This window comes from Mesorhizobium sp. AR10 (assembly GCF_024746795.1).
Taxonomy (GTDB): domain Bacteria; phylum Pseudomonadota; class Alphaproteobacteria; order Rhizobiales; family Rhizobiaceae; genus Mesorhizobium.
In genome coordinates this window covers 94928-115007 of the sequence record NZ_CP080523.1, presented here as the reverse complement: position 1 = coordinate 115007, position 20080 = coordinate 94928, and the positions used below count along the sequence as shown (strand labels likewise).

Here is a 20080-nt window from a genome sequence, read left to right as displayed (position 1 = left end):
GAATTCGGCCGCGGGCGAGCGAATTTTCGTAACCGTCGTTACCTGAAATCCCGCGTCTTCACCTTGATGCGGTCGATATGATCGTAGGGGTCGACGATGTTGCGACCTTTCGGCAGGCTCCGCGGATCGATGCCCGGCGCGCCGTGATAGGCTTCGTCACCGCGGCCATGAGGCAGGGGAAACGGTGTGTCGCGATTTCCCACGCTCGCCAGCTCAGCCGACAGATCGGTCAGCTCGTGGGCGACGAGATGCACCACCTCCCCTTCCCGCTGAATGCGGCCGCGCACGCCGAGCATGGCGGAGGATAGAAGCACGCGCCGGAATTTCTCGAACACCTTGACCCAGACGACGACGTTGGCGGCGCCGGTCTCGTCCTCCATGGTGAGGAACATGACGCCTTTAGCCGAGCCTGGCCGTTGCCGGACCAGTACCAGGCCGGCGGCCTCGAGCCATCGTTTGTCCCGCGCCTGCATGGCTTCCTGACAGGTCACGATGCGGCGCCGGTGGAGGTCAGCTCGCAGGAACGAGACCGGATGATTGCGCAAAGTCAGACCGACATGGCCGTAATCCTCGACGACCTCGCGGCCCGCCGTCATCGGCCTCAGGACTATGGCAGGCTCATGGATCTCCGGCACGGTCTGCTGTTCGCGGGACGTGGCGGCTGCAAACAGGGACAACGGTTCATCGCGAAGCGCCTTGATCGCCCAGAGCGCATTGCGGCGGGCAAGTTTCAGGTCCGGCAAAAAAGCGTCGGCTTCGGCGAGCTGGACGAGTGACGCCGCCCGCACGCCGGCGCGGCGCCAGAGATCATCGACCGAGAGGAAGGGCTCATCGGCCCGCGCTGTGATGATCGCGGCCGCATCGTCATTGGCGAGACCCTTCACCATGCGCAGACCGAGCCGGACAGCAAAGCGGTCCTCGACATCGGTCGGCTCGAGCGTGCAATCCCAGCGGCTGACATTGACGCAGACCGGGCGCACCTCGACATCATGATCGCGCGCGTCTCGCACGATCTGCGCCGGCAGATAGAAGCCCATCGGCTGCGAATTGAGCAGTGCTGCGCAAAACACATCCGGATGCCAGCATTTCATCCAGGACGAAGCGTAAGCGATCAGGGCGAAAGAGGCGGCGTGGCTTTCGGGGAAGCCGTAGCTGCCGAAGCCCTCCAATTGCGAAAACGTCTTTTCGGCAAATTCCGGGGTGTAGCCATTGGCGATCATGCCGTTGACCAGCTTGTCGCGGAATTTCGAGACGCCGCCAGTATGTTTAAAGGTGGCCATGGCGCGTCGCAGCTGGTCGGCCTCGCCGGCGGAAAAGCCGGCGCAGACCATGGAGACCTGCATTGCCTGTTCCTGAAACAAAGGCACGCCGAGCGTCTTGCCCAGCACGCGCTCGAGTTCCGGTGTCGGAAACGTCACCGCTTCCTTGCCGTCGCGCCGACGAAGATAGGGATGGACCATGTCGCCCTGGATCGGCCCCGGACGGACGATCGCCACCTCGATGACCAGGTCGTAGAATGTCCGGGGCTTCATGCGCGGCAGCATCGACATCTGCGCGCGGGATTCGATCTGGAAGGTGCCGAGCGTGTCAGCCTTTCTGATCATCGCGTAGGTATGCGGATCCTCGGCTGGGATCGTCGCCAGGTCGAGTGTGACGCCCTTGTGCTCGGACAGGAGATCGAATGACCGCTTCATCGCCGTCAGCATTCCGAGCGCCAACACGTCGACCTTCATAAACTTCAAAGCGTCGATATCGTCCTTGTCCCATTCCACGACCTGGCGATCCTTCATCGCCGCCGGTTCGATCGGCACGAGATCGTCGAGCCGATCGTGCGTCAGGACAAAGCCGCCCGGATGTTGCGAGAGATGGCGCGGCGTGCCGGCAAGTTGCGCTGCGAGTTCGAGGGTCAGGCGCAGGCGCCGATCGCCGAGATTGAGGTTGAGCTCTCTGGCACGCTGCTCATCGACCGCCTCACCATGGCACCAGATCTGCGACGACAGAAGCTTCGTCATGTCTTCGGGCAGGCCGAGTGCCTTGCCAACATCACGAACGGCGCCTTTCGTCCTGTAGCGGATGACAGTCGAGCAGAGTGCTGCGTGGTCGCGCCCGTAGGTCTCGTAGACCCACTGCATCACGATCTCGCGCCGCTCGTGCTCGAAGTCGACATCGATGTCAGGCGGTTCGCGCCGTTCCTGGCTGACGAACCTCTCAAACAGAAGGTTGTTGCGTTCGGGATCGATCGAGGTGATGCCGAGCACATAGCAGACGGCCGAATTGGCGGCCGAGCCGCGGCCCTGGCAAAGGATGTCCTGGCTACGAGCGAAACGAACGATGGAGTTGACCGTAAGGAAGTACGGTGCGTATTCGAGCGTCTCGATCAGCCGCAGCTCGTGTTTCAAAATGCCGATCACCTTGTCGGGCAAGCCTTCAGGGTAACGGCGGGCGGCACCCTCCCAGGTCAGCTTTTCGAGCGCCTGCTGGGCCGTAAGGCCCGGCATCGTCTTTTCCTCAGGGTATTGATAGGCGAGCTCGGCCATTGAAAAACGGCAGCAATCGGCGATCTCGATCGTGCGCGCCAAGGCCTCGGGATAACGGCTGAACAGCCGGGCCATCTCGTCCCCCGACTTGAGATAGCGATCGGCATGACGTTCGCGCCGGAAGCCGGCATCATCGATGGTGACGTTGTGGCGAATGCAGGTGACGACATCCTGCATCATGCGGCGGGCCGGCTCGTGGAATAGCACGTCGTTGGTGACGACGGTTGGAACGCGCATCGATGCCGCAAGGTTTGCCAGCTCATAAAGCCGCAGCTGGTCGTTCGGACGTCTGCGCAAACTGAGCGCAAGATAGGCGCGATCACCGAAAGCCTCGCGCAGGCGTCGTAGACGCAAGCCGCAGACATCATCGGCCTGATCCGGCACCAGGACCGCGATCAGTCCGTCCCCATAGACGACGACGTCATCCCATTCGAGATGGCATTTTGCTTTGCCCGCCCTACCCTTGCCGAGCGACAGCAGGCGGCAGAGACGCGAATAGGCGGGCCGGTCCGTCGGATAGGCCAGGATCGACATGCCGTCGGCGAGATCGAGGCGACAGCCGACGATCAGCCGCACACCTGTCGCCTTTGCCGCTTCGTGGGCGCGCACAATGCCGGCAAGCGAATTGCGATCGACGACGGCGAGCGCATCGATGCCGAGCAGTGCCGCCTGCGCAAACAGCTCCTCGCAGGATGATGCTCCACGCAGGAACGAGAAATGCGAGGTGACCTGCAGCTCGGCATATCGGCCTCCGGCAGTCATCCGAAGATCCCGTGCATGAACCATTTGTGCGATCCGGTCGCGGCATCCTCGCCGTCGCCAGCGCGGTAGACCCAGTAGCGCTCGCCGTTCTCGTCCTCGACCTGGAAATAGTCCCTCACCGCCGCGAGCTCGGCATCGCACTACCACCATTCCCCGAACACACGCTCCGGCCCGTCCGCCCGCTTCACCCGCCGGCGCACGCCGCGCCAGGTGAAGGTCACGGGCGGATGATCGGGGAGAAGCGCCACCGTCTCGATCGGCTCGGGTTGTGGCAGCAGCCGCGACGGGCGCGGCCAATGGCCTGGCCAACCCTCGCCGGTGTCCGGCGCCATCGGCGCAATCCGTCGAACCGACCGCTCCGGAACGTCGCTCTCCACCGGGGCGAAGCGATAGAGGCGGTCCTCGCCGACACGGTTGGCGAGGATGTCGATCACGTCCGAGACATCAGGCTCCGGCGCCTCGGCAAGCGAAGAGATCGTCTGTTTCGCTCGCAGCGGCTCGGCCGCGGTTGCGGCTAGGCGCATCTGCTCGATCCCAAATCCCGGATCGATCGTCTCGATCTTGTCGGTGAGAAGCCGGGTCAGGCGCTTCGTGTCGCGAACTGGCATTGCCGTGCCGACACGGATCGCCTCGACGCGATTGTCGACGCGGAAGAACAGGAGGTCGAGCCGGCGTGCGCCAAGCCCGCGCATCTCAAGTTCGGCGCAGAGCGCGGTCACCAGCTTTCCCGTATAGCGCGCGATGGTCTCGGCAGCACCAATTGGCTCCCCAAAATTGCGACGGACCTCGACGATCTCCTCTGGCCGGATCGGCTCGATCGGTTCGCTCGCTCGCCCGAACGCCTGGTCGAGGCGGCGGCCGGGTTCCGGCCCGAAGCGTAGAGCGAGAGAAGCCCGCGGCGCGCCGGCAATATCTGCGACGGTCTCGAAGCCGAGCCTTCGCAGGCTATCAATGGTCGTGGCTGGAAGGCGAAGGGCGGCGATCGGCAAAGGCAGGATCGCCTGAGCGACCTCGCCCGGTGGAACAATAAGGATCCGATGTGCAACGAAGCGGGCGAGCGCATGGGCCGCTCCCCAGGTGTCGGCGACTGCGGCGCGTGCGATCAGACCAGAGCCGCCGAGCCGCTCCACCATTTCGGCCAGCATTGCCATCTCGCCCCCATGCAGATGATCGGCTCCGGTGGTATCGATGACGAGGCCGTCCGGCGGATCGGCAGCGACCACCGGCGCATAGCGGCGAAGCGCCCACAGCGCCAATCGCTCGAGGGCCATCGCATCTGCGTCAGGCTCGGCATCCTGAATCGCGAGGCCAGGAACGAGAGCCTGCGCCTTGCTCGCCGGTATGCCGATACGCAAGCCGGCGGTGCGCGCTGCCGCGTCGGCAGCGCGCACAACACGGCGACGACCATCACGGCCGATAAGAACGAGCGGCGTCTCAGGCGGAGGCGCGGCGTCGCCCAATTTCCTTCTGAAGCGGTCTGTCGACCACAACGGAAGGAAGAGCGATACGACCCTTGGCATCGCATGCCTCCACTGTGAAATCCGCGCTTTCTCCTGCACGACATCGGATCAATTCAAGCTGCCAGCGTGCGCGCCCCACCCCCTGGACGGGCAACGGCGGACGGCAGGACCGACACTCGCCAGCGCGTCTCGGCGGCTGTGGGTTGGCCAAAATCCGTCGCCTCTGTCTGGCGGCGCCAGCGGCGAATGGCGATGCCGATGGCGCCGGAGCTTTCGGCGGCGAGCTGAAGCCGCCGCGACGCCGTCATTGAAAGCCTGGCAATCTCGGCAACGACAGAACCAAAACCGCCGCGAAGGCCTTCTTCAAAACAGGCAAGAACGGACTTTTCGTCGCCGGCCTCGACGTAGATCACCCTTCCCGGAGGAAGACCTGCCTGTTCGATCGCCGGCGCAAAGAGGTCAGGTCGGGTAACGCACCACAGCACCTTACCAGTCGTACGGGCGGCAATTCCAGCGGCGAAGAGTGCGGCGGCCGCCCCATCGACGGCGCCATTTCCACCGCCCGCGACCTCATGCAAGCCGCCCAAAGCCAATCCTCCTCCCGGCAGAACCTTGTCGATCGAGGCCACCCCGAACGGCAAAACGGTGCGGGCGCGCGCGTTTCCGCCTTCGAGACGCGCAATGCGTTCTCGAAGCTCGGAAATGGCAGCAGGGGGCGCCGATACACTCATCTGTCCCTTGAAACGCGGAAAGCCTGTGATATGTTCTATGTTTGTTCTCGTCTCGACCAAGAGTCAATTGGGATGATGTCGTGCCCTTGCGGAAGGAGAGGGCTTCGATGTTCCCGGTCAGCAATGGAGGCAGGTGATGACCATCACCATCCGCGTCGAAGGGGCGCAGCCGGAAGAGATCGTGCGCGGCCTGCTCGCCGCCCAGGACGTGTTCGACAAGGCCAGCGTCACAGCAGACCAGGCAGCGACGGCGGTTTTGTCGTCGAGGGCTGGGACATTCGCGGCTTCGCCGGCAAGGGGCCCGAGGACGAACTCGCCATCTGCACCATCTGGGACGAGGCCGACCAGGCGGCAGTGCAGGCCTGCTGTGCCGGTTGGGCCGCCGACAAAATCCCAGACTCCGCTGAACTGGAGCTCGTTCGTGAACCGCAGCGTTTCAGATTCACCTCGGAGGAAGAGCGCAGCGAATGGCTTTTCCAGACCGCCAATTCCGGCATTCTCGAGGAGATGTGCGAGGAAGGCTACTTCAACGACGGCCGTCCGGAGGATGAGGTCGCGTTTCTGCTCGATGATTGGGATTTCGAGCGCCTGACCAATGATCAGCAGAGGCTATACGACGAGCGTATCTATCCGCTGATGCGCATCTGGTTCTTCGATCGTGAGCGTTTCGAGGAGGAATATACGCGTCTGCGCGCCTGGTGGGCACACGGCACGCCGGACAATCGCCAGTTCAACCTGTTCGCCGCATGAAATTGTCGTAGTTCGCAAGACGTCTATGGACAGGGTGGCACTCACCACGGTCGAAGGCGACTGCACGTGGACTTGTGGAGGCAGTCGGCTAACGCTCAGCGGGCAATGCTTGATTCACTCACCACACGCGACCTTTCCGAACTCGACGAAGAAGCGCTGCTGGACATCGTGCAGCGCCAAACAGCGCGCTATTTCTGGGAGGGCGCGCATCCGGTCAGCTGGCTTGCCCGTGACCGCCAGAAGACGACGAGCAATCCCGACAACGATCTCGTCGCAATTGGCGGATCGGGTTTTGGGATCATGGCCATCATCGTTGCGGTCAATCGAGGGTGGGATCGACAGCACCGCGGCTTTAGGGCGGCTGCATGGGATGTTCGATTTCCTGGAGCGCGTGCCGCGGTATCATGGAATGTTTCCGCATTTCGTAAATGGGCCGCACCGGCCAGACCGTCCGCTTCCGGCGGAAAGACGACGGCGCCGATCTGATCGAGACGACATTCCTCTTCCAGGGACTCATTTGCGCACGCGAATATTTTGCGGGCAGCACATCCGAGGAACGCCGCCTGCATGATCGCATCAACACGCTGCTGCTAACGGCAGAGTGGGAGTGGTTCACGCGCGGAGGTAAGCAACTCTATTGGCACTGGAGTCCAAACCATGGCTAGGGGATGAACAGCCCGATCGAAGGTTGGAACGAATGCCTGCTCAGTTTCGTCCTGGCGACTGGATCATCGTCTCATGCCATCGATCCTGACATCTATCACGAAGGCTTTGCAGCAGGGCCTGGAGCACGTCCTGTTTAATTTGGGTCATATCCGGCGGCCTGGAAGTAGTTGGCGCATTCGGCTGGCGTGAACTGATCAAGGAGTGAGCCGACCGCATCCCACAGAGCGGTGATGGTTCTCTCGGCCTTGGCGCGTAGGAGTGCCTTGAGTTTTGAGAAGGCATTCTCGATGGGATTAAAGTCGGGGCTATAGGGCGGCAGGAACATGAGCCTTGCGCCGGCGGTCTCGATCGCGTCCCGAACGCCGGCCGCCTTGTGGGCGGGCAGGTTGTCCATCACGACGATGTCGCCCTCCGACAGGGTCGGGACCAGCACCTGCTCGACATAGGCCAGGAACACGTTGCCGTTCATGGCGCCGTCGTAGACGAATGGGGCGGTCATGCCCGTCAGCCGCAGTGCGCCGGTGAAAGTGGTGGTTTTCCAATGGCCGTGCGGCACGCCTGCCCGGCAGCGCTCACCGCATGGCGCACGGCCCCGCAGCCGGGCCATCTTGGTCGATAATCCAGTTTCATCGATGAACACCAGCTTTGCCGGATCGAGATCGAGTTGGCCGTCGAACCACGCGCGACGACGCTTCAGGATGTCGGGACGATCCTGCTCCAGTGCATGTGCGGACTTTTTTTGAACGTCCAGCCGTGCTGGCCAAGCCAGGCGCTTAAGGCACTGCGACTGATCCGAGCCGATCGTTCGACCGCCAGCCGTTCCACCATCTCATTAAGCGTGATGTCCTTGCGTTCATCGATCAGCCCGACGAGGAAGGCTTCATGCGTATCGAGGCTGGACCCGCGTCGGCGGCCTTGTCGCCTCGGCCCCAGTTCGCCGATCTTTGCCCGAGCGATCCAACGGATCGCACTCGATATACCAACCCCGAACCGCGCCGCAGCCCGCCGGGCCGACATGCCGGCGTCCGAGGCCTGCAGAACCCGAGACCGAAGATCTTCGCTCAATGCTCTTCCCATCATCCACCTCATGAAAGTGGATGTTGAATCACACCGCCAACGCCCTCGTCACATCACAATCGATTCATCGATCCCCGGATGTGCTCTAGTTTTCGCAATGGCCGCGAGTATCACGGGATCTCGCTGCCCCTCGGCATGAACTTCGGCGGTCCGCTCTTTTTCACCCATTACTCCTTCTGCGGGCTCGATCCGCGCGGTCTCATCGATCGCTATGCCGACTATTGGGACCAGAACATTTGCCAAACGCAGATCAATCATCGGCACTGCGTCGTCAATCCGCACGATCACCTCGGCTATGGTCCCGACTGCTGGGGTTTGACCTCGAGCCACGGACCACGCGGCTACGCCGCGCATGCCCCGGACAAGGATTTGGGTGTCATAACTCCGAGTGCGGCACTGTCCAGCTTTCCCTATGCTCCGGTAGAAGCAATGCGTGCGTTGCGAGGTTTTCTGAGCAAGCCACGACGCCGCATCTGGGGACGTTTCGGCCTTGTGGACGCGTTTTGCGAAAACCGAGACTGGTATTCCCGGACTTATCTGGCCATCAACCAGGGACCGGTCGTCGCGATGATCGAGAACCATCGAACTGGATTGCTGTGGGATCTGTTCATGGGCGCCCCGGAAGTTCGCCGTGGTCTCGCAAGGCTCGGTTTTGCCAGCCCGCATCTCAGCCGCGATTAGGAGGCGACTTCGTTTCGTTCGAACGAGAGGGCGACGCAGCGTGCAGATTAACCTAGCAGATTAAGCCTTAACCTGTTCGGGAGTGCTAACCGGAGAAGCCACAGAGTTTTGCATGGCCGCATTCTTGTGGGCGAAGGTCGCGATCTTTCGATCGGCAAACTCTGAGACGATCAGGGCGGCAGCTACGAGGCCTGCCGCGACGTATCCGAGATTTTCACCGTCAACCATCTATGTTTTCCCTCAAGAGGGCGAAGCCACGATACAAGGTTAGGCAACACTTTTACCCGAGGAATTATGACAGTAATATTATCTAACTTGCAGCAAACTCGGTTCTATGAAAGTATTACCATCGACTGGATCGACGGGGGGGCATCCATGGTCAGACGCACACCCGAATTCCGCCGCCTGCGTGTCTACGCCATCGACCCGGGTCTCGCCGCCCGGCACGAAACCGTTGGGCTCAATGAACTGACCCTGATGGTGCCGTGGGAAAGCAATCCGATCATCGATGGCGTGCTCAGCGGCACGCAGATGTTGGGACCGGTCGGCAATTACCTGGAGGTGGTGGACTACGACCCGGCGAGCGGCTGCCACTACGCTCCGGTCGATCTCAACGAGACTTTCGTTCTCGCGCAGGATGGACTCAGCCCCTCGGAGCTCAATCCACAATTCCACCAGCAGATGGTCTATGCCGTGGCAATGACCACCATCGATAAGTTCGAGCGCGCGCTGGGGCGCTCGGCATTGTGGGCGCCGCGCCGTCTGCCGGACAAGAGCTACGAGTATGTGCCTCGGCTGCGGCTTTATCCTCATGCCCTGCGCGAGGCCAATGCATACTACAACCCCGACAAGAAGGCCGTATTGTTCGGCTATTTTCAGGTCCCTCCCGATTCCACCGCCGTCGCGCCCGGCACCACGGTCTTCACCTGCTTGTCGCATGACGTCATCGCCCATGAGGTAACGCACGCTTTGCTCGACGGCCTGCACCGGCGCTTTGCCGAGTCAACCAATGTCGATGTGCTCGGCCTGCATGAGGGATTTGCCGATATCGTGGCGATCTTCCAGCATTTCTCCAATCCCGACGTGCTGAAAGACCAGATCGGGCGCACACGCGGTCACCTCGAGAAGCAGAACATGCTGGGGCAGTTGGCGCAACAGTTCGGCCGCGCCACGCGCCGCGGCGAGGCGTTGCGCGATGCGCTGGGCTACACCGACAAAGAGGGCAATTGGCAGCGCTACAAGCCAAACCCCACCTACCTGCGCGATGCCACGGAAGCCCATGAACGAGGCGCGATCCTGGTCGCCGCTGTGTTCGACGCCTTCCTAAAAATGTACAAATCCCGGATTGTCGACCTGTTGCGCATTGCCTCGCAGGGGACGGGCCAGTTACCGGCCGGAGAACTCAATATCGATCTGGTCAATCGCCTGGCGGACGAGGCGGCTAAGACTTCAGAGCACGTGCTGCAAATGTGCATCCGGGCACTCGACTATTGTCCGCCAGTCAATGTTACCTTCGGCGATTACCTCCAGGCCATCATCACGGCCGACGCGGATCTCTATCCGGCGGATGAGCACAACTACCGCACTGCAGTGATGCAGTCGTTCTCGCTGTTCGGCATCCGGCCGCGGGCGGCACGCAACGTCTCGCTCGAAGGCTTGCTGCTGCAAGCGGGTGATGCCTCCTTGGGAGAGGCCGTGCCGCCGGGGATGCAGGCCGATCTCGACAACGAGATTGACCGCAAAGCTGCCTATGAGCGGATGGAAGACAACGCCAGGAAGGTGCACGAATGGCTGGCGCGGCCGGAACGTGCCGGGTTGCTCGAGGCAATGGGTATCGTCACCGGTACGAGGGAAAAAGTGCCGGGCACAGTCAGCATCAAGAAGGGACGACCGGTTTTCGAGGTGCACTCGGTGCGTGCTGCACTGCGGCGCGGCAGCAAAACCAACCTCGTGCCTGACCTGGTCATCGAAATCACACAGCGCCGGGCGGGCTACTTCGACAAGAAGGACCAGAAAGCAGCTGATGACGCCAAGCCGACCGGCGACGCAGCCGGCAAGGGTGATTTCATCTTCCGCCGCGGCTGCACTTTGGTGGTCAATCAGCAGACCCGGAATATCCGGTGGGTGGCGCGCACCCACAAGAATATCTGCGATGACGGCGAACTCGATGCACTGCGGCAATTCCTGCTGAGCAATCCGGTCTCGGTGCAGAATGCCTTCCATGGGCCGGTCGCGCCCGGACGGGTGAGTAATCCGTTCGCCGCCGTGCATCGGGATTAGAGGGACGAAGATGCCAGCACCGCAACTGCAGGCGCCGCCGAGCGGGATTACCATCAGGATGTATCGCCAGGGCCACGGCGATTGTTATTTGCTGGCTATGCCCGACGATGCCGGCCAGCCGTTTTACCTGCTGATCGATTGCGGACTGAAGCCAGGTTCGGAGATCAAGGCTACCATCGAGGAGGTCATCGCCGACATCCGGGACGCGACGGGTGGGCACATCCATGCGGTGCTGATCACGCATGAGCACCAGGATCACACCAACATGTTTCTTGCCAAGCTTGGCGGGAAACTGATGTTCGATGACATCACGTTCGGCGAGGTGCTTCTGGGGTGGACCGCAAATCCGGACGATACCGAGGCGCAGCAATTGCGCCAGATGAAACTTGCCGCGCTGATGCGGCTTTTGGCGGCGCGACGGCGACTGGCGGGGCTTGCCGCCGCGGGCGAGGACGTAGACCAGACTTTGAAATTCGTTGACGCGATGCTCGCATTCGAGGGCGCCGACGCGGACTTTCTGAAGGCGCTGGGTCCTGCGGACGGCAGTGTGTTCGGCGCCGCCGACAGTGCCGCCATCGTCCGGGGCCTTAGCGTTGCCAAGTGCATGGACTATGTGACCGGCAAGGTCGCGAAGCCGCGCTATTTCTCGCCGCACGAAACCCCTTTCGCTCTGGATGGAGTGAGCGGCGTCAAGTTCTATCCATTGGGTCCCCCGCGCGACGACCGTCTCAATGAAGACGAGCCCGCAAAAAGCGATGCGGCAGGGCAGGCGCGGATGTATGAAAAGACGGATCGCGGCCACGGCCTGAGCTTTGGCTTCAGCGGCGGTCTGGACGGGATGTTCATGGGAGCGGATCCCGGCTTCCTGGGCGAAGCTGCCGATAGCCACGACCCGTTCGCGCCCGGTCTGAAACTGGTGGAGAACGGCCCGGAGTGGAGCGGCGAGATCGCCGCATTCTTTGGCTATTTCGCTCCGCCAAAGGGCGAGGAATGGCGGCGCATCAATGTCGAGTGGCTGGCGGCGGCAGGGTGGTTCGCCGACAAGATCAACACCGAACTCAACAATTCGAGCCTGGTCTTGGCCATAGAGCTGGCCAACAGCCGCAAGGTGTTGCTGTTCCCGGGCGATGCCCAATATGGTTCATGGATGTCATGGGCCGGGGCGGCATTTCAGATCCCGACCGAGGGCAATATGTCGGCCAGGACTGTGACCACGCAGGACCTGTTGGCGCGGACGGTCTTCTACAAGGTCGGCCATCACGGCAGTCACAATGCCACTTTGAAGGGCGAGGCCAACAGCGACTACGCCAATCTCGACTGGATGGCCCTTGGCGCGAACGCCAAGGAATTCGTCGCCGTTATCCCCGCCAACACCCAATGGGCGTGGGACGAAAACGACCAACACTGGGAGCATCCGCTCCAGGCCATCCGCGAGGAGTTGGAGGCCAAAACCAGCGGGCGGCTGTTCAAGTCGGACACCGATTTCGACCCAACGCCACCAGATGGGGCCGTCAAGACTGACTGGCGGAAATTCGTCGCCAACGTATCCGCGACCGATCTCTATTTCGAATACACGATTCTTGATCAGTAGGCCGCTGCGGCACCGGCACGCACGGTCGGGCTACGTGCCGACAATGCTGTTGATGCCGTCAGATTTCCGGCTGTCGATTCATGAAGGATGCGCCGCATGCCTATACCTTATGCCGTACTCAAGGGTCGCCCCACGAACAACCGTCTGGGGACCAAGAAGAACAAGCACTACCAGGTGCTCATATCGGCCAATGGTGAACAGCACCGGATCGCCGTCAATGTCGAGTCAGGCGATGGCAGCGAGGTCGAGTTCCTCGTGCGCGCACCGTTCGAACACCCGATAACCGACAGCCTTGCCGGCCTCGATCCGGGGCTGCACAAGCTGTCATCGACACCGGGCGGCATGGCGATCGACTTCATCCGCGGCAATATTGGCCAACCGTGGGAATTTCAACCGCTGCCCTATGACGCTGCGGGACCCGACAACGACCTGAACGAAAAGATCGACGCTTATGTGCAGCGCGCCATGTCTGACGAAAACGCTATGGTTTATGCCTTTGGCGCGCCATGGGGACCAGAGCCGGCCACCGCCGACAAGTTTTTCGGCTTCAAGCCTGGCCGGGGCATTCACGACATCCACATGAACCAGGGCAATCCGCCCGGCAAATACGAGAAGGACAATGGCGTCTACCAGGATGGCGCGCTGCTGTTCAATTTCCCCGACGAGGGGCAGTGGATGGCGATCTTCCTGAAATTCCAGACGCAGGCCTGGCATACAGACGACGCCACGGGAAACGTCGTCCTTGCTCCCGACGCGGAGCACCCGACGGCACCGCATACTCCGATCGAGCGCGACAACATCCCGACATTCGAGGTGCCGGATGGACTGGTGCGGATCATTGCCGCCTATGTGAATGACACGAAGTCGCCGGAGCGCGAGACCGTGACCCTGCTCAACACGGCCGATGTCGCCGTCGATCTGACGGGGTGGATGATCGCCGACAAGCTGAAGCAGCGCATGGCGCTGGCTGGCACGATCGAGGCCGGCGGGACGCGGGTCGCCCAGATCGCAGCGCCCGTGGCGCTATCGAACAAGGGCGGCATCATTACCCTGCTCGACCAGCGGGGCATCAAGGTGCATGGGGTTTCCTATACCAAGGGACAAGCCCAGCAGCCTGGCCGTACCATTCCGTTCCAGAACTGACGGGCGCGCGATGGCGAAGAAATCGTCAGAACGCGTGTGGCTCGACTATGCGAGTGCCGCGTCGGAGGACCTGCTGCTAAATCTGTCTGGGGTGGCGGCTAGAGGCGGCGTGCTTTGGACGGTTTCGGACGAGGGCCGGACCTTCGAGTGCCTGGTGGCGCGAGAAGACGGGTATGTGTTGACCCGCCAATATCGGATCGACGAGTTGATCCCCCGCTGGCCCGGTGCGGGGGAGAGCAACGGCGGTGCGGAGCTCGACTTGGAAGGGTCGATGTCGCGCAGGGAGCACTCTGGCTTTGCGGCTCGCACTGTCATGTCCGCTTGGCCTCCGAAGCCGACGACAAGGATGAGCTCCGGTCTGAGATCCGCGCTCGGCCGAGCCGGCACCTGCTGGCGCGCATCCCGCTTAAGGAGAATTCGTCGCGCTTAGGCAAGGTGAAAACCGCCCCTAGAAAGGGGCCGCGTTCCATTCGCGGCGCGCTGGCCGGCGATGCCTATCTCAAACCGTTCCTCGGTCTGCCAAGCAAGGAGAACGGCCTCGATATCGAAGGCCTGGCCGTAACCGAAGACGAAGTGCTTCTCGGGCTCCGTGGTCCTCGGCTCGACAACAGTGCGGTCGTCGTTCACCTCAGGCTCAACAAGAACCTGGAGGTGAAAAGCTACAGGTTGTCGTTTCTTGATCTCGGCAGCCTGGCGATCCGTGACCTCAGCCGGAACGGTAAGGCCATTTTCATCATCGCCGGCCCGGTGGGCGACGCTCTGGGGCCGTTTCGCCTCTATCGCTGGGAGCCGGAAATGACCCCGCTAATCCAGCATCCCGAAAAGCTCTACGATTGGCCGACTGGCAGCGAAAAGCCGGAAAGCCGGAGCCGTCTCGAGCGAAACGGGAAGCCCGGCCACCTGATCGTCTATGACAGACCCGACAAGAGCCGGATCGAGGGTAGTGTCTATGAGGCAGACTGGATGGCGATCGACTAGGCTGCGTTGAGATTGACCGTGAGGCCGGCACAACAGCGGCGATAGCCGTTGGGCATAGCACCGTGGAGAGCGAGAATGGGCATTAGACTCGTCGCAGCATGCCTCTGGATGATCGCTGGACTCTTGCCGGGATACGCCGAAAGCGTCGACCTCCCGGCTGCCACCATTTCGAAGACTATCGAAGGCGTTGAGATCAATTTCCCGATTGCCATCACAGCAAGCAGAAGTGATCCCGCGCAGCCCGTCACCGTCGTGGTGAGGATTGATCTGTCTGACCTTGTGGCAAAGGTCGACACCTTGATCGGAGCCGTTTGGACAAAGCGAAATATCGATCTTGGCGGCAAGCTGACGCACAACGGCACACTGCTCTCGATTGAAAGCCCGGCGCTCCGGGCCAAGGTGCATTTTCACGTGAGCCCAGGACTCGTGCCAAGCTCAAATGGAAGTATTGTGGCGTACTTCGAACCCAGGGTGGTGGACGGTCGGGTCGCGCTCACCGGTCGTATCGCGGAATTCAACATCTCGAACGACATAACGCGGCACGCCGCTGAGGCGTTAAACCTGGACGATCTGGTAAGGGACAAAGTGGGCGCGCTTCTGGATGAGGCGCTGTCTGCGCCCGGTGCAAGCCTCGCGTTACCGCCGGCGGTGCTTGCGTTCGGTGTAAGCCTTTCCACCGCTCGTTTCGTCACGATCGACGGCAAGCCCAGTCTCGTTGTCGAAGGCGCTCTGCCGGCGGTAGCCGGGCTATTGCTCAACCTTTGAAGCGAGTGACACCGATGAATTCGAAACAGGACGCCCCGGGAACGCAACCGAGCGATGATCTTCCGATAAACGGGATTACGCTTGCGACAACGCGGAAACTCTGGCTCTCGCTCGCGCTGGTGACAAACCTGTTCGCCATTGTCGCTCATGGCCAGACTCAAGGTTCGGACATCGACCCCAAGCTGAGCGCAGTCGTCGGCTTTTCGTTCGTGCCAGGTCTGCTGGACTCGATCGTCGCGATGTGGGGCATCCTGATCCTGTCGATCTTGCTTATCCTCAACGCTGCGGTCATGCGTGAACATGCACTTCGCACAGGTCCGACCTGGCACGAGCGGTATCCGTTCCGACTCTGGGATGCTTCGCCGTCGATAGGACTTGGACGAAAAGGTCAGGTTTGCGCCTACATTTTCTTCTCGATCCTGCCCCTTTTTGCACTGGGGCATTTCTGGCGCGTATTCCTTGGCGAGGGTAAGCTTTGCACTGAAATTGGTGAAGGTGGTTGGCTTCCTTTGGCCGCCGGAGAGAGTGATTTCTTCCGCCTTCCACCAGACGCCAACTTCGGACGGACTTTCGGCGACTATTATCGGCTGGCTGGCGAAGTTGCTGGACAAGACGCTTGCAAAGACGCGACAACCTTCTTTCCACTCGTCCAGCCGATTGTCATGTTGCTGTTGAGTGTGTTCGCGGTATTCGTCACGTTGCGCGGTCTGTACGTCGTATGGCGGGGCCAGTAATGTCCAAGATTGACGCCACTTATAATTACGTTATTTGGTGATCGACTGTGCGGGTTACGGGGGAAGACCAATGAATATTTCTTTTGGAGTACTTTTCTGGTTTGCGTTTCTCTCAGTGTTGCCGGCCTTGGCAGGAGAAAAGTGGTCCGACGATTTTGGGAGTGCGGAGCTGGATACCACTTTGTGGTGCCCTTGCCAGATCAACCTGAGTGAGGCGCCGATTGAATTCCTTGATGATCCCGATCAATCTGGCGATCGTATCGCGCGGATCGCGGTGGACCTGAATTCTCTGGGAGGGAATGTTTGCCGTACGGACGACCCGGATTATGAGTGCGGGAAGCCGATCACGATGTTCAGTTTAATTCCAGGGCAGTCGGCGTTCACGGAAGAGCCTGACACCCCGGAGTTCTTGGGTCCGAGCTTTCTCGGTGAGCAAAAACTCGTGCCATTTATGGCGCTGACGGAATCTCATGGCAGCCCTTATTGCACCGATGATATCTGGCAGCAGGCGCTCGCCGCCGGTGAAGAAAACGAATGCTACCAGCGCCAGGAAATTAAGTTCCAATCGCCCTACGCGCGACCTTCCGACAAGCCATACATTTACAAGTTTCGCTTCCGCATGCCTGCGACCATCTTTGATGAAAAGAATTCGATCCGGTGGGTGACGGCGCAGTGGAAGCAGGAACCGATCAGCCCGGACTACAAAACGCAGCCGGGTGAGGAAAAATGGGACCCAAGTCCGGTCGTCGCGCAACGCTTCGACGATGGGGTTTTGCACATAACCGTCCAGGACGAGAACTGTCGCTGCCGGATCGCTTCGGCCCTGCTGCCGGACGGCTCGAAATGGCCGTCGGAACCCGGCCCCGCGACAGATTGCAAATCCACGCGCCTCAGCGACGCAGGCGCGCAATGCTCCGCCGACCTGCAACTGGAGTACGGAAACGACCCCGTCCTGCCGTCGCCGAAAGGCAACTGGGTCGAGATGCAATATCAGGTTCAGATGAGCCGGGATAAACCTGCGACGCTGGAGGTTTTTGCAGACGGGCGTTTCATCGTGAGAGTGGCCGGGAAGATTGGCTACAAGCCCATGCCCGGCAAGGTTTCGCGAACCAAATTCAAGATGGGCCAATACCGCGACTACATCCCTTCGATCGATGCAATGGACATCGACTGATGGTGTGGATGGCTCCTGCTCCCGGCGTCGCATTGCGCCATAGTTGGGATGTTGTCGTCCCGAGCAAAGGAGCCATCCATGTCAGAACTTGCCACAGTTGGTATCGACCTCGCAAAGAGTGTCTTCCAGATCCATGGTGTCGACGGGACCGGTCGGGTTCTCGTACGCCGTCAGCTTCGCCGCAGCCAGTTGCTGGCGTTTTTCCAGAAGCGTCCACGATGCCTGATCGGCATGGAGGCTTGCGCAGGTTCTCACGACTGGGGGCGCAGGCTTCAGGAGATGGGGCACGACGTCCGGCTGATGCCGCCCTCCTATGTGAAGCCTTACGTGAAGCGTGGGAAGACGGATGCGGCCGATGCGGCCGCCATCTGCGAGGCTGTGACGCGGCCCTCCATGCGGTTTGTCGCCATCAAGAGCGAAGCCTGCTCGTCGGTTCTGGTTCTTCACCGCACGCGAGACTTTCTGGTTCGCCAGCGCACGCAGATCGGCAACGCGATCCGAGCCCACATGACGGAGTTCGGCGTCATCACGGCGAAGGGCGCGCAGAACGTCAATCGACTGAAGGAGCAACTGGATCAACTGCCGGAAGTAGCTCGGATGCCTGTGAGTTTGCTCTTCGATCAGTTGGCCGAGACGGACAAGCGGATCGAGCGGCTGACCGACGAGATCGAAGAGACCTACGCGCAAAGCGAGACAAGCCAGCGTCTGGCCACAATCCCAGGTGTCGGGATGCTGTCGGCGACGATCATCGCGGCGACGACGCCGGATGTCGACAATTTCGGCAGCGCGAGGGACTATGCCGCCTGGCTCGGCCTCACTCCCAAGCCGCACTCCACCGGCGGCAAGCAAAGGGTGGGCCGGATCTCGAAGATGGGCAATCGTTATATCCGACGCTTGCTGTATCTGGGCGCCATGGCGCAGATCATGCTCAGATGCAGACTCAAGCGCGAACCGGGCTCGGACTGGCTATCGAGCATGCTGATGCGAAAGAAGACGAAGGTCGTCGCCATCGCTTTGGCACATCGCATGGCACGAACAATCTTTGCCGTCCTCAGGGACGGATCGCGTTACGAGCCGCAGGCAGCCTGACAGGCTCTCGGAATGGTCAGGGCAAAGTGAGGTGATGGCGAACAAACGGAGACGAAGAATCAGGACACCCCGATCAATCCGAAGCGCCTCGAGCGCGCTCGATTGAGTGGGACCTGTTCTCCAAGCGGATATTCATCAGGGCGCGCAGCGATCCCGTTGCACATTCAGACGCCGTATACATGGCCGCAACCGACCTGTTCACCAAACCCGACCCGATACCCTTGACCCGCAGGAGCCATCCATACACGGATTGAGGTGGTCTCGGTCCAATAGTGAAGTCGCGTCAAATTTTTCAGAGGTCGTCGATGAAACCCCGCCCGAGCGTTGCTGCCCTTTTTTTGCTCTTCTCCAGTACCCAGGCATTTGCTTGGGGTGAGGATGGTCATTCGATCGTTGCCGAGATCGCACAACACCGACTTTCGGAAAGTGTGGCCAAACGCGTCCAGGATCTGTTGCACTCGGAATACGAAAAAGCGCTCAAGGGAACCTTTTCCTTGGCAAGCATAGCGAGCTTTGCCGACGACTATCGAGATGGGAACAAAAATACGACCAACTGGCACTTTGTCGACATCCCCATCAACGTGCCGGGCATAAAGCCTGAGGACGTGCGCTACGACCCCAAGCGGGATTGTCCCGAAGCCACTGACCCGTTCGGCACCTGCCTTGTCGAAGCTTTGAAGCAGCAGATCGATAAGCTTTCGAAGCCGGCAACCGACGAAGCGACCACGGCAGAGAGGCTGCAGGCCCTCAAATTCGTGGTGCATCTAGTCGGCGATCTCAGCCAGCCTCTGCACTGCGCGCACCGTGACGGCGACGCCGGTGGCAACGGCTGGCACGTTTTCTATTCAGGACCTCACCAGCCACCAGGCGAGATTCGGACCAACTTTCACAAGGTGTGGGACAGCCTGATACTGACCGACGGCCACTGGAACTGGGGCGAATACACCAACTACCTCGAGGAGGAGTGGTTGAAGGGCAAGGACGAGACCGCGATCGCTGCGGGCGATGTTGAAGGATGGGCGAACGAATGCCACGCAGCAGCCGTCAAAGCCTACCGCCTGATCCCAGGTGACCTGACGCTCTCGAAGTCGCAGCTGAAGGAAGAGTTGATCATTGCGGACGAGCAATTGGCCCGCGGCGGTGTACGGCTGGCTTCGATCCTCAACAAGGCTCTGGCAGATTAGTCCAGACAATTTTTGCCGGGGATTGCGCCTCTTCCCGCAAGCGGTCAAGATCCGTGCCGAGAGCGCTCAATAGCACTGAGAGTGGAATTTGAACCGATCGCTCGGGCCGCTTACAAGCTCTCCCTATTTGCTGGCTCATGGATTGGTCGGTTTAGAACTCGGAGCGAATTGCCGGGCATCGATCAAGCCCGTCCGAACGTCCAGAAGGAGGCGCATTGCTGCTCGACCGTCTAGGGCCGTGTATGGACGGCTCTCCGTTGGCAAGGGGTTCTTTGAGCTTTTGCCGTTGCTGGTTGGTGCGGCCATGTATCCGACCTCACATGATGATTCTCCAGTCAATGTTTTTCCATGGGTGTAATCCGAGGTGAGCTCTCTTCCTGCAGGGCCTGCCTGCTAACCTCACATCCGGCGGGATGATATCCCAACCACTGTCCCGCATTCGGGACGGGAGAGCTCCAAAGGAACGGCACCACTCTGT

The 20080-nt window shown here is 60.9% G+C and carries 15 protein-coding genes and 3 pseudogenes; 12 read left to right on the top strand and 6 right to left on the bottom strand.

Going from position 1 to position 20080, the window contains the following annotated elements; genetic code table 11:
* Nucleotides 1-38: 38 nt before the first annotated feature.
* From LHFGNBLO_RS00535 to LHFGNBLO_RS00525, 3 genes and pseudogenes are all read right to left on the bottom strand, one after another.
* Entirely contained in the window at nt 39-3299 is a 3261-nt protein-coding gene (locus LHFGNBLO_RS00535) for an error-prone DNA polymerase (RefSeq protein WP_258600234.1), read from the bottom strand.
* Nucleotides 3296-4819 (bottom strand): annotated as a pseudogene (locus tag LHFGNBLO_RS00530) (Y-family DNA polymerase). Before LHFGNBLO_RS00530 ends, LHFGNBLO_RS00535 begins: the two are co-directional and overlap by 4 nt.
* Nucleotides 4734-5490 (bottom strand): annotated as a pseudogene (locus tag LHFGNBLO_RS00525) (ImuA family protein). Before LHFGNBLO_RS00525 ends, LHFGNBLO_RS00530 begins: the two co-directional pseudogenes overlap by 86 nt.
* A gap of 30 nt (nt 5491-5520) precedes the next feature.
* Here LHFGNBLO_RS00525 and LHFGNBLO_RS00520 point away from each other — a divergent pair.
* Nucleotides 5521-6240, top strand: coding sequence for a hypothetical protein (locus LHFGNBLO_RS00520; protein ID WP_258600232.1), 720 nt, complete (start codon nt 5521-5523; stop codon nt 6238-6240).
* Between the two features lie 114 nt (nt 6241-6354).
* Here the strand turns inward: LHFGNBLO_RS00520 and LHFGNBLO_RS00515 are convergent, their stop codons facing one another.
* A complete protein-coding gene (locus LHFGNBLO_RS00515; RefSeq protein WP_258600230.1) occupies nt 6355-6585 on the bottom strand; it encodes a hypothetical protein in 231 nt (76 codons plus the stop codon).
* A gap of 83 nt (nt 6586-6668) precedes the next feature.
* On the opposite strand from LHFGNBLO_RS00515, the gene LHFGNBLO_RS00510 reads away from it, so the two are divergent.
* Complete coding sequence (locus LHFGNBLO_RS00510; RefSeq protein ID WP_258600228.1) at nt 6669-6905, top strand: hypothetical protein; 237 nt, start codon at nt 6669-6671, stop codon at nt 6903-6905.
* A gap of 134 nt (nt 6906-7039) precedes the next feature.
* On the opposite strand, the gene LHFGNBLO_RS00505 is transcribed toward LHFGNBLO_RS00510, so the two are convergent.
* A protein-coding gene (locus LHFGNBLO_RS00505; protein ID WP_258600130.1) for an IS630 family transposase occupies nt 7040-7983 on the bottom strand; the annotation gives its coding sequence in 2 pieces (ribosomal slippage) (nt 7040-7647 and nt 7647-7983; 945 coding nt in all).
* Between the two features lie 45 nt (nt 7984-8028).
* Between LHFGNBLO_RS00505 and LHFGNBLO_RS00500 the strand changes: the two are divergent.
* A pseudogene (locus LHFGNBLO_RS00500) lies at nt 8029-8664 on the top strand (glucoamylase family protein); the annotation flags it as partial.
* A 60-nt stretch (nt 8665-8724) separates the two neighbouring features.
* On the opposite strand, the gene LHFGNBLO_RS00495 reads toward LHFGNBLO_RS00500, so the two are convergent.
* Nucleotides 8725-8892, bottom strand: a complete 168-nt coding sequence (locus LHFGNBLO_RS00495) for a hypothetical protein (protein WP_258600227.1) — start codon at nt 8890-8892, stop codon at nt 8725-8727.
* 147 nt (nt 8893-9039) lie between these two features.
* Between LHFGNBLO_RS00495 and LHFGNBLO_RS00490 the strand changes: the two genes are divergently transcribed.
* The 9 genes from LHFGNBLO_RS00490 (at nt 9040) to LHFGNBLO_RS00450 (ending at nt 19602) form a co-directional block, all read left to right on the top strand.
* Nucleotides 9040-10944, top strand: coding sequence for a hypothetical protein (locus LHFGNBLO_RS00490; protein ID WP_258600226.1), 1905 nt, complete (start codon nt 9040-9042; stop codon nt 10942-10944).
* A gap of 10 nt (nt 10945-10954) precedes the next feature.
* The gene (locus LHFGNBLO_RS00485; protein WP_258600225.1) at nt 10955-12535 is read left to right on the top strand and encodes a hypothetical protein; all 1581 of its coding nucleotides are present in this window, start codon (nt 10955-10957) and stop codon (nt 12533-12535) included.
* 96 nt (nt 12536-12631) lie between these two features.
* The gene (locus tag LHFGNBLO_RS00480; RefSeq protein WP_258600224.1) at nt 12632-13678 is read left to right on the top strand and encodes a DUF2278 family protein; all 1047 of its coding nucleotides are present in this window, start codon (nt 12632-12634) and stop codon (nt 13676-13678) included.
* Between the two features lie 147 nt (nt 13679-13825).
* Nucleotides 13826-14656, top strand: a complete 831-nt coding sequence (locus tag LHFGNBLO_RS00475) for a DUF3616 domain-containing protein (protein ID WP_258600222.1) — start codon at nt 13826-13828, stop codon at nt 14654-14656.
* A gap of 75 nt (nt 14657-14731) precedes the next feature.
* On the top strand, nt 14732-15421 hold the full coding sequence (locus LHFGNBLO_RS00470; protein WP_258600220.1) for a hypothetical protein: 690 nt from the start codon (nt 14732-14734) through the stop codon (nt 15419-15421).
* Between the two features lie 14 nt (nt 15422-15435).
* Nucleotides 15436-16155 (top strand): hypothetical protein, encoded by a 720-nt coding sequence (locus LHFGNBLO_RS00465; RefSeq protein WP_258600219.1) that lies wholly within the window; start codon nt 15436-15438, stop codon nt 16153-16155.
* Between the two features lie 70 nt (nt 16156-16225).
* Nucleotides 16226-17329: a polysaccharide lyase gene (locus LHFGNBLO_RS00460; protein ID WP_258600218.1), complete on the top strand. Its 1104-nt coding sequence runs from the start codon at nt 16226-16228 to the stop codon at nt 17327-17329.
* Between the two features lie 78 nt (nt 17330-17407).
* Nucleotides 17408-18418 carry an IS110 family transposase gene (locus LHFGNBLO_RS00455; protein WP_258600216.1) on the top strand — a complete coding sequence of 337 codons (1011 nt, stop codon included), beginning with the start codon at nt 17408-17410 and terminating at the stop codon, nt 18416-18418.
* A gap of 305 nt (nt 18419-18723) precedes the next feature.
* Nucleotides 18724-19602, top strand: a complete 879-nt coding sequence (locus LHFGNBLO_RS00450; RefSeq protein ID WP_258600214.1) for a S1/P1 nuclease — start codon at nt 18724-18726, stop codon at nt 19600-19602.
* The last annotated feature ends 478 nt before the right edge of the window (nt 19603-20080 follow it).

What these genes read in the sequence shown, in the direction of transcription:
- LHFGNBLO_RS00485 (WP_258600225.1), top strand. Translation starts at nt 10,955, where the DNA reads ATGCCAGCACCGCAACTGCAGGCGCCGCCGAGCGGGATTACCATCAGG.
- LHFGNBLO_RS00480 (WP_258600224.1), top strand. Translation starts at nt 12,632, where the DNA reads ATGCCTATACCTTATGCCGTACTCAAGGGTCGCCCCACGAACAACCGT.
- LHFGNBLO_RS00490 (WP_258600226.1), top strand. Translation starts at nt 9,040, where the DNA reads ATGGTCAGACGCACACCCGAATTCCGCCGCCTGCGTGTCTACGCCATC.
- LHFGNBLO_RS00470 (WP_258600220.1), top strand. Translation starts at nt 14,732, where the DNA reads ATGGGCATTAGACTCGTCGCAGCATGCCTCTGGATGATCGCTGGACTC.
- LHFGNBLO_RS00535 (WP_258600234.1), bottom strand. Translation starts at nt 3,299, where the DNA reads ATGACTGCCGGAGGCCGATATGCCGAGCTGCAGGTCACCTCGCATTTC.
- LHFGNBLO_RS00460 (WP_258600218.1), top strand. Translation starts at nt 16,226, where the DNA reads ATGAATATTTCTTTTGGAGTACTTTTCTGGTTTGCGTTTCTCTCAGTG.
- LHFGNBLO_RS00495 (WP_258600227.1), bottom strand. Translation starts at nt 8,892, where the DNA reads ATGGTTGACGGTGAAAATCTCGGATACGTCGCGGCAGGCCTCGTAGCT.
- LHFGNBLO_RS00455 (WP_258600216.1), top strand. Translation starts at nt 17,408, where the DNA reads ATGTCAGAACTTGCCACAGTTGGTATCGACCTCGCAAAGAGTGTCTTC.
- LHFGNBLO_RS00520 (WP_258600232.1), top strand. Translation starts at nt 5,521, where the DNA reads ATGTTCTATGTTTGTTCTCGTCTCGACCAAGAGTCAATTGGGATGATG.
- LHFGNBLO_RS00450 (WP_258600214.1), top strand. Translation starts at nt 18,724, where the DNA reads ATGAAACCCCGCCCGAGCGTTGCTGCCCTTTTTTTGCTCTTCTCCAGT.
- LHFGNBLO_RS00510 (WP_258600228.1), top strand. Translation starts at nt 6,669, where the DNA reads ATGGGCCGCACCGGCCAGACCGTCCGCTTCCGGCGGAAAGACGACGGC.
- LHFGNBLO_RS00465 (WP_258600219.1), top strand. Translation starts at nt 15,436, where the DNA reads ATGAATTCGAAACAGGACGCCCCGGGAACGCAACCGAGCGATGATCTT.